The organism is Syntrophales bacterium (assembly GCA_030655775.1).
In the GTDB taxonomy this organism is placed as follows: domain Bacteria; phylum Desulfobacterota; class Syntrophia; order Syntrophales; family JADFWA01; genus JAUSPI01.
In genome coordinates this window covers 1-6,398 of the sequence record JAUSPI010000079.1, presented here as the reverse complement: position 1 = coordinate 6,398, position 6,398 = coordinate 1, and the positions used below count along the sequence as shown (strand labels likewise).

Sequence of the window (6,398 nt, the reverse complement as noted above, 5' to 3'; positions counted from 1 at the left end):
CGCCATGGCAGTTGGCTAGAGAGAAGGTGCCGGATCTGGACAAGCGCTTGCTTATGATTCCACCTATTGACCTTGATGTCGTGATCAGATTAGATCAGTCTTTTTCTGGCAAGGGGGGTAATGATGTGTTGACCGTTCCCTCATTTATAAAAACGGAAGTTTTATTGGGTGAAATAGCAGCTATGTTACGGTTACCCCTACTAGAACGTGAAGATTTGCATCAAGACTCATCATCACATGTTCTGCATGCAGCTCATCCGGCCCGGTTACTAATACACCGTCAAGATCTTCTTCCCTCAACATTTTTTCCGAGTTCGCGTACCACCTACATCCGTATAGCTTTACAATTTTTTTACCTTGCCGTTCATCTCGGCGTGAAACTGCAACTACCTCCACTGGTTCCCACATAGTACGCAAACGCATTATAGCAGGGAGGTATTTAGATTGAGCTATACCGCCTGCACCGATAATAGCCAACCGTACTTTTTTTCGACAAGCCCGCTTTTTATCAAAACTCACACCGTAAATGTCGGAACAATCAAATATCTCCTTCGTTGATGTATGTGTAGGTTTATCCTTAAGCATGTCTTACCTCCTGTTCTTTTAACTACATATTCCAATGATTGTACATGGTGCGCTATCAGTCTTTTCTACAAGTAGTGGAGCAACAATGACCTTCTTTAATCCGGAAAGGTCGTAATCAAGGTTCATATCCTCTATCACCAAAAATCTCCTATCTTTACCACAGAGGAGTTCATGATGGGACCGCATAGTTTCACTTTTCTTAGAAATACAAGCTAATGAGGGTAGATCCATTCCTATGGCTCTTAAATTCTTGAATGTTTCACGCAGGTAACGTGCACCAGCAATCGAGAATCCTGGACTTTTTTGCCAATACCGGTTGGGATTTGTATCACGATACCTGGAGTAATAAGTACGAACCAAGAATAAATCACAACCTCCAATTGCATCACCGTGTGGTGCGAGGATTTCAGGCTCTATTAGCTGAGTATCTGATAGTACAAGATCGAGGCAATGCGGTCTTTCAAAAACAAACTCACTTACACAAAAATCAGTTATTCGCAGACCATGAGGGTCAACAAGTCAGCCCGCATCTTGACCACTGCCGGTTCGGCAAAATTCCAGGCCATCCGCCTCGGGTCAGGATCCCATCTATCCCATTCGGTGGTTGATGCTTTGGGTGATTGGCCTTTCTTGCCGATCAGCAATTCCGGATGCTCTTTTTTCATCTTACATATCCATTCCTTGAACTACAAATCGTGAAGATCATTTATACGCAGACCGGCAAAGAATTTGACACCAATCTTATGCGCTCGCTCGCAGAGCACCCGCATGGGGTCTAAACCATCCTCAATAAATTTGCGCGCATTATTTGTAATATCAAAGGGTTTAATATCTGCCTGATAACCGGAATCCTCTTTATCTGCATACGGACCGGTATAAAACTCACCGACTTTAGTGTCATGCAAAAAAACATTCCCCGAAAACATCTGATAGACAAAGGTATCAATTATGCCGGCAAGCGGGTCAATATGACTAATCAACTGTTCATAGGTCATGGGAAATGGATGTAAGAATACATGTGGACTCCCGTCGTTATTATAAACGATCCGCCAAATGCACTTCCCTATATGTTTTTTCTGATTGCCTTTAGATTTCATTTCTTATTCGGTTATCATAAAGTCATAGTTTGTTTATCGGGCGTAAGTTCAACGGTGTAACTTGAGCCACCAACATTTATCCGATAGGTTCCAAAAAATCCACGGAATTGAAGTTGCCCTTGTGCGTCTATCTCCCCAGAACCTTTGGTCATCCATTCTTTGGTAACGAGATCCTGATAAATTTCAGCCGCCGGAGTTGGTGACCAATCCTTACGCCAGAGATGAGCCTCCGGGCGCCAGCCGTAATGCTTCTGAAGTTCCTTGCCACGTGGCCACATTTCAGGCTCCCAATAACCGAAACGGGTTATGCCTATCACCGCTGGATGTGCAAAACAGAGGCGATAGAAGCGGTAAAGATCTTCTGCGTACCGCTTTTCATCGGTTGCCTGTACGCCAAATTCCGTAATCCAGATGGGAAGATTAAAAACCGACAGTGCTTCGAGTTTTTCCCACATTTCTTCGTTAGGTGGAACTGTTTCCCCAAAAAAATGACCCTGGATGCCAATCCCTCCCACTTCTACCCCGGCCTCTATCAAAGAACGGATCATCTCAATGTATTGCGGGGTCTTGTTACCTGCGAGAATACTGTTTTCATTAAGATAAAAGTTTGCATTAGAATCAACAGCTTTAGCCCATCGGAAATAAGGTTCCAGCGTCTTGAAGCCCAAGATTTTGCTATAATAGTCTCCGGGCTCGAGGCTCTCTTTCCCCAGGACTTCATTCATCAAGACGTAATTGGGCATTTTGCCTTCAAAAATAGCCAGAACACGATTCAGTCGGAGTTTCATGGCCTTTTCAAGCTCTTCATTATTCAGGTTTCTGACCCAGGGCTGAATAAAATTTAAATGCGCGTCTGCCGGATCGCTATCGTCCAAACCGTCCCATCCATAAAATATGAGGTGGCCTAATGTCCTCTTTTGGTGACTATGACACCAGCTACATATCGAAAGATAAGGGGCCTCATTATACTTGCCCTGTTCTGGTTCCATAGCATGCCACCCGATAATTACCTCAAGGGAATTGAAGTATTTATCTGCCTTATCAAGATATTGCTGACGGTTGCGGTCATTCTCCGGCAACATAAAGTAAGAACGATATAAGCAAGTTCCTAATTCAAACTTCAGACGAGTCATACTATAAGTAACTTTTGTATTAGTAGGTGCATTGGTAAACTTGATTGAAAAGTTTCCTTTTCTGTTCTCCTCTATGAGCAAGTTTAGATCGGTGTTATTAATCATATATTTAGTCTCCTTATCCAATCTTTATACCATATTCCACTTGCCTTTACAGTTCTTTCTAATGTTTTGAAATCTACATAAACAAGACCGAATCGATGGTTAAAACCAATTTCCCATTCCAGATTATCCATCAATGACCAGACAAAATAACCCTTAAGTTGAATGCCATCTGAAATTGCTTCTTCCGCCTCTTTGACATGCGCTTTCAGGAAGTTTATTCTCGTAATATCATTTATTGACCCATCCGGCTCTATTTCGTCAGCCAGCGCTACTCCGTTTTCTGTAATAAAAACAATCGGATTGTTGTAATCTTTTTTTATTCTTCTCAAAACAATACCAAGTCCATCAGGATATATCTCCCAGTCCATAGTGCTGAAAGGAGCGCCCAGTTCCTGAGGGGGCACTGTTTTAATCTTTAACTCTCCATTGTGCCGCTCTCCTTTTACAACAAATCTGTGATAATAGTTCAGCCCTAAAAAATCCTGAGGTATGGATATTATCTCCATATCCCCCGGCTCAATATCAGGATTGTTTTCTTTTTGGTATTTCCACACATCTTTCGGGTATTTGCCGTAATATATTGCATCAAGAAACCAGCGGTTTATGATGCCGTCCTGGAGTCTGGCCGCGATAAGATTATCTTCAGGAATATCCGGATGTGCTTCTTTAGTATGTCCTCCGTATGGTTGAATAGGATATAGATTTAAGACAATCCCCACCTTAGCTTCTTCGGAGCTGTTCGTTTTAATTGCTCTTATGGCTTTACCGTGACTTACCAAAAGATTGTGTATGGCTTGGGCTCCTGACTTTGGGTCACCTAGCCCGGGTGGTTCAGAAGTCCCTGAATAACCAAGTCCGGCAATGCAGATCGGTTCATTGTGAGTCATCCAGTATTTAACCTTATCCCCCAGATGTCTGGCCATTATTCCCGCATATTCAGCAAAGCGATTAACAGTATCCCGGCTAACCCATCCTCCTTCCTGTTCAAGGGTCAAGGGCATGTCATAATGGTGCAGGGTAACAAAAGGCTGAATGCCCGCGGCAAGGAGTCCGTCAACGAGATTTTTATAAAAATCTAACCCCTTCTGATTTATTTCCCCTTTGCCATCCGGAGTAACTCTCGACCATGCAATAGAAAAACGATAGGCTTTTATTCCCATCTCTTTCATCAGGTTAATATCCTCTTCCCATAAATGGTAATGATTGCAGGCAGTATCACCTGTATGATTGTTTTTTATCTTTCCGGTATGAGCCCAGTGATCCCAGTTAGATTCACCTTTGCCGTCCGCATTCCAGCCACCTTCAATCTGATAGGCGGAGGTGGCCGTTCCCCAGAGAAAATCAGCGGGAAACTTTGTTTTGTTGAGTAGACATATATCATTACCTCCCTTGAATGAAATAAAAAAAACTAATAGGTTCCCAATTTAAGACCTTTATTAACAAAAAAACGATAAGTTTCATATTCACACTGGTCAGGAATAGAATGATCTGAATGGAGTATATAACCACTACCTTTCATTACAAGTGGTATTTTTTTATTAAGCTCTTCAGCGATTGCATCCAGATTATTAGCCACAAGATTGAGGGCATCCATGCCTCCACATAAAGCGATTTTACCTCCAAATTCTTTTTTTAGTTTTAATAAATCCATACCTGCTTTGACTTCAATTACTTGCAGACAGTCTATTCCTGCCTCAATTAGTCTTGAAACAAGCGGTGCAACATAACCGCACGAATGGAAAATGACTGGCAAACTTAATGAATGAACAAAATCAAAGATTTTTTTATGCCCAGGCTGAATAATTTCCTGATACATACCAGGTGACATAAAAGAATGTTCCTTAAATCCTAAGTCGTCATAGAACCATATACCATCAGGTCTGCCCGCTTCAGCAAAAAGAATTTCCATAAGAGAGATAATGAGATCTGAGTAAGTATTTACCATATCTTTGACCCATTCAGGATCAAGAGCCATACCCATAAGCATATATTCATGACCACATAGAGGATGCATAAGTTCAAAAACATTATTCCCTGCCCAACAGAAAAAACGTTTTTTTGTGTGAGCATTCTCTTTATCATTTTTGAATTTCTTAAAATTTATTCGTTGGTTTGATGGTGTAAGCATGGGTTTAATCTTTTCATCCCATGTATTTCTTTCTTTTACCATAAAGTAAACATGCTCTGGAGTTGCCTCATGAAGCTTGTGTCTCCGAAGTAAAGCACCATTCCCATCTCTTTGCAAAATCGTTTCCTCTGTTTCTTCAACTGTCTCGGTTTTAAAATTGATATCAGCTATCATGTTGAAACAATCGCACAGGCGGATATCAAGTCCAAAGTGGTCTGAGATATCCTCATTTTTTTCAATATGCCCTTTTCCCGTCCATTTTCTTTGAGTATCTCCCCAGAAATCTTCAAAAAGACCTATTCTATCAACAGGTTTTCTCTTTAATATATTTGATATCCTTTCAATACTGGTCATTTCTACCATAGAATTCTCGCTATATTTTCGCCCATTACCAATTTCTCCTGCTCTTTTGTAAAACTGCATGCTTCAACTTCCCTTAATGCCATAAACATATCACAATAGGGCTCGTCAGAACCCCATATCACTCTATCAGCTCCTACCTCTGTTACGGCTTTCTTAAGCGCTCCATATCGACCACTCGGATAGAGTGAGGGGCCTGCACAATGTTCAAGAACTATATTGGGAACATTTTTAGCTACAATAATCGCCTCAGGCCATTCCCAACATCCCATATGACACATTATTACTGTAACCTTAGGAAACTTACTAGCGAGGTCTCCCACCAACGATGGTAAAGCAGCTCTACCCATTCCGGAGTGCATCTTTATTGGAATATTCAAAGCTCCTGCCATCTCCATAAAAGGATGCATTATAGTAGAGTTAGCGGCAAAAGAGTCAACGATAGGGTGAAACTCTCCTAATCCTTTAAAGCCTAAATCTTTTATCATTTTCTCTGCATCTTTAAGCGAATGCTTAAAATAGGGGTTAACTCGACCAAATCCTATTAGTCTATCAGGGTATTTACTAATAGCGCTAGCCATTGCTTCATTTGCTTGCAACTGGGAAATCGATGGGTCAGCATTCCATTCCGCTGCGGGAAATACCACTGCTTTATCTATTTTTGCCTTATCCAAAATTTCGATTAGCTCATCAATACTTAACCGAATATCTGGATAACCAGGCTCACCCATTTCCCCTATAAATGGACCTACTACAACGTGACTATCAATTTTCATTTCTTGCCTCCATTAAATTTTTTCTTTTGTTTCTGTATTAATTCTATCATTTTCTATCACAACATTCCATGGCATGTGCTGGCTGGGCACATAGGTAACACTTTTTGTTTAAGATTCTCATTGTGATTCTCAATATATCTCATGGGTGTTAAATAATCAAGCGCTTGATGAGGGCGATTAAAATTGTACTCAATCAGCCAATTTGTTACAGCTG

Annotated in this window: 8 protein-coding genes; all 8 read right to left on the bottom strand. The window is 41.2% G+C overall.

Annotated features, from left to right (window positions below; genetic code table 11):
- Positions 1 to 180: 180 nt before the first annotated feature.
- Positions 181 to 585 (bottom strand): Gfo/Idh/MocA family oxidoreductase, encoded by a 405-nt coding sequence (locus Q7J27_04185; GenBank protein MDO9528341.1) that lies wholly within the window; start codon positions 583 to 585, stop codon positions 181 to 183.
- Positions 586 to 603: 18 nt separating this feature from the next.
- Positions 604 to 771 carry a hypothetical protein gene (locus tag Q7J27_04180; protein ID MDO9528340.1) on the bottom strand — a complete coding sequence of 56 codons (168 nt, stop codon included), beginning with the start codon at positions 769 to 771 and terminating at the stop codon, positions 604 to 606.
- A gap of 305 nt (positions 772 to 1,076) precedes the next feature.
- A complete protein-coding gene (locus tag Q7J27_04175) occupies positions 1,077 to 1,250 on the bottom strand; it encodes a hypothetical protein (protein ID MDO9528339.1) in 174 nt (57 codons plus the stop codon).
- Positions 1,251 to 1,271: 21 nt separating this feature from the next.
- Complete coding sequence (locus Q7J27_04170; GenBank protein MDO9528338.1) at positions 1,272 to 1,682, bottom strand: hypothetical protein; 411 nt, start codon at positions 1,680 to 1,682, stop codon at positions 1,272 to 1,274.
- Between the two features lie 14 nt (positions 1,683 to 1,696).
- Positions 1,697 to 2,764: an endo-1,4-beta-xylanase gene (locus Q7J27_04165; protein MDO9528337.1), complete on the bottom strand. Its 1,068-nt coding sequence runs from the start codon at positions 2,762 to 2,764 to the stop codon at positions 1,697 to 1,699.
- Positions 2,765 to 2,916: 152 nt separating this feature from the next.
- Complete coding sequence (locus tag Q7J27_04160; protein MDO9528336.1) at positions 2,917 to 4,296, bottom strand: GH1 family beta-glucosidase; 1,380 nt, start codon at positions 4,294 to 4,296, stop codon at positions 2,917 to 2,919.
- Between the two features lie 32 nt (positions 4,297 to 4,328).
- Complete coding sequence (locus Q7J27_04155) at positions 4,329 to 5,471, bottom strand: uroporphyrinogen decarboxylase family protein (GenBank protein MDO9528335.1); 1,143 nt, start codon at positions 5,469 to 5,471, stop codon at positions 4,329 to 4,331.
- Positions 5,405 to 6,184: an amidohydrolase family protein gene (locus tag Q7J27_04150; protein ID MDO9528334.1), complete on the bottom strand. Its 780-nt coding sequence runs from the start codon at positions 6,182 to 6,184 to the stop codon at positions 5,405 to 5,407. Before Q7J27_04150 ends, Q7J27_04155 begins: the two co-directional genes overlap by 67 nt.
- Positions 6,185 to 6,398: the final 214 nt, after the last annotated feature.

Excerpts from the sequence above, each read along its gene's own strand:
- Q7J27_04170 (MDO9528338.1), bottom strand. The coding sequence starts at position 1,682 with ATGAAATCTAAAGGCAATCAGAAAAAACATATAGGGAAGTGCATTTGG.
- Q7J27_04165 (MDO9528337.1), bottom strand. The coding sequence starts at position 2,764 with ATGTTGCCGGAGAATGACCGCAACCGTCAGCAATATCTTGATAAGGCA.
- Q7J27_04175 (MDO9528339.1), bottom strand. The coding sequence starts at position 1,250 with ATGAAAAAAGAGCATCCGGAATTGCTGATCGGCAAGAAAGGCCAATCA.
- Q7J27_04185 (MDO9528341.1), bottom strand. The coding sequence starts at position 585 with ATGCTTAAGGATAAACCTACACATACATCAACGAAGGAGATATTTGAT.
- Q7J27_04180 (MDO9528340.1), bottom strand. The coding sequence starts at position 771 with ATGCGGTCCCATCATGAACTCCTCTGTGGTAAAGATAGGAGATTTTTG.
- Q7J27_04155 (MDO9528335.1), bottom strand. The coding sequence starts at position 5,471 with ATGCAGTTTTACAAAAGAGCAGGAGAAATTGGTAATGGGCGAAAATAT.
- Q7J27_04150 (MDO9528334.1), bottom strand. The coding sequence starts at position 6,184 with ATGAAAATTGATAGTCACGTTGTAGTAGGTCCATTTATAGGGGAAATG.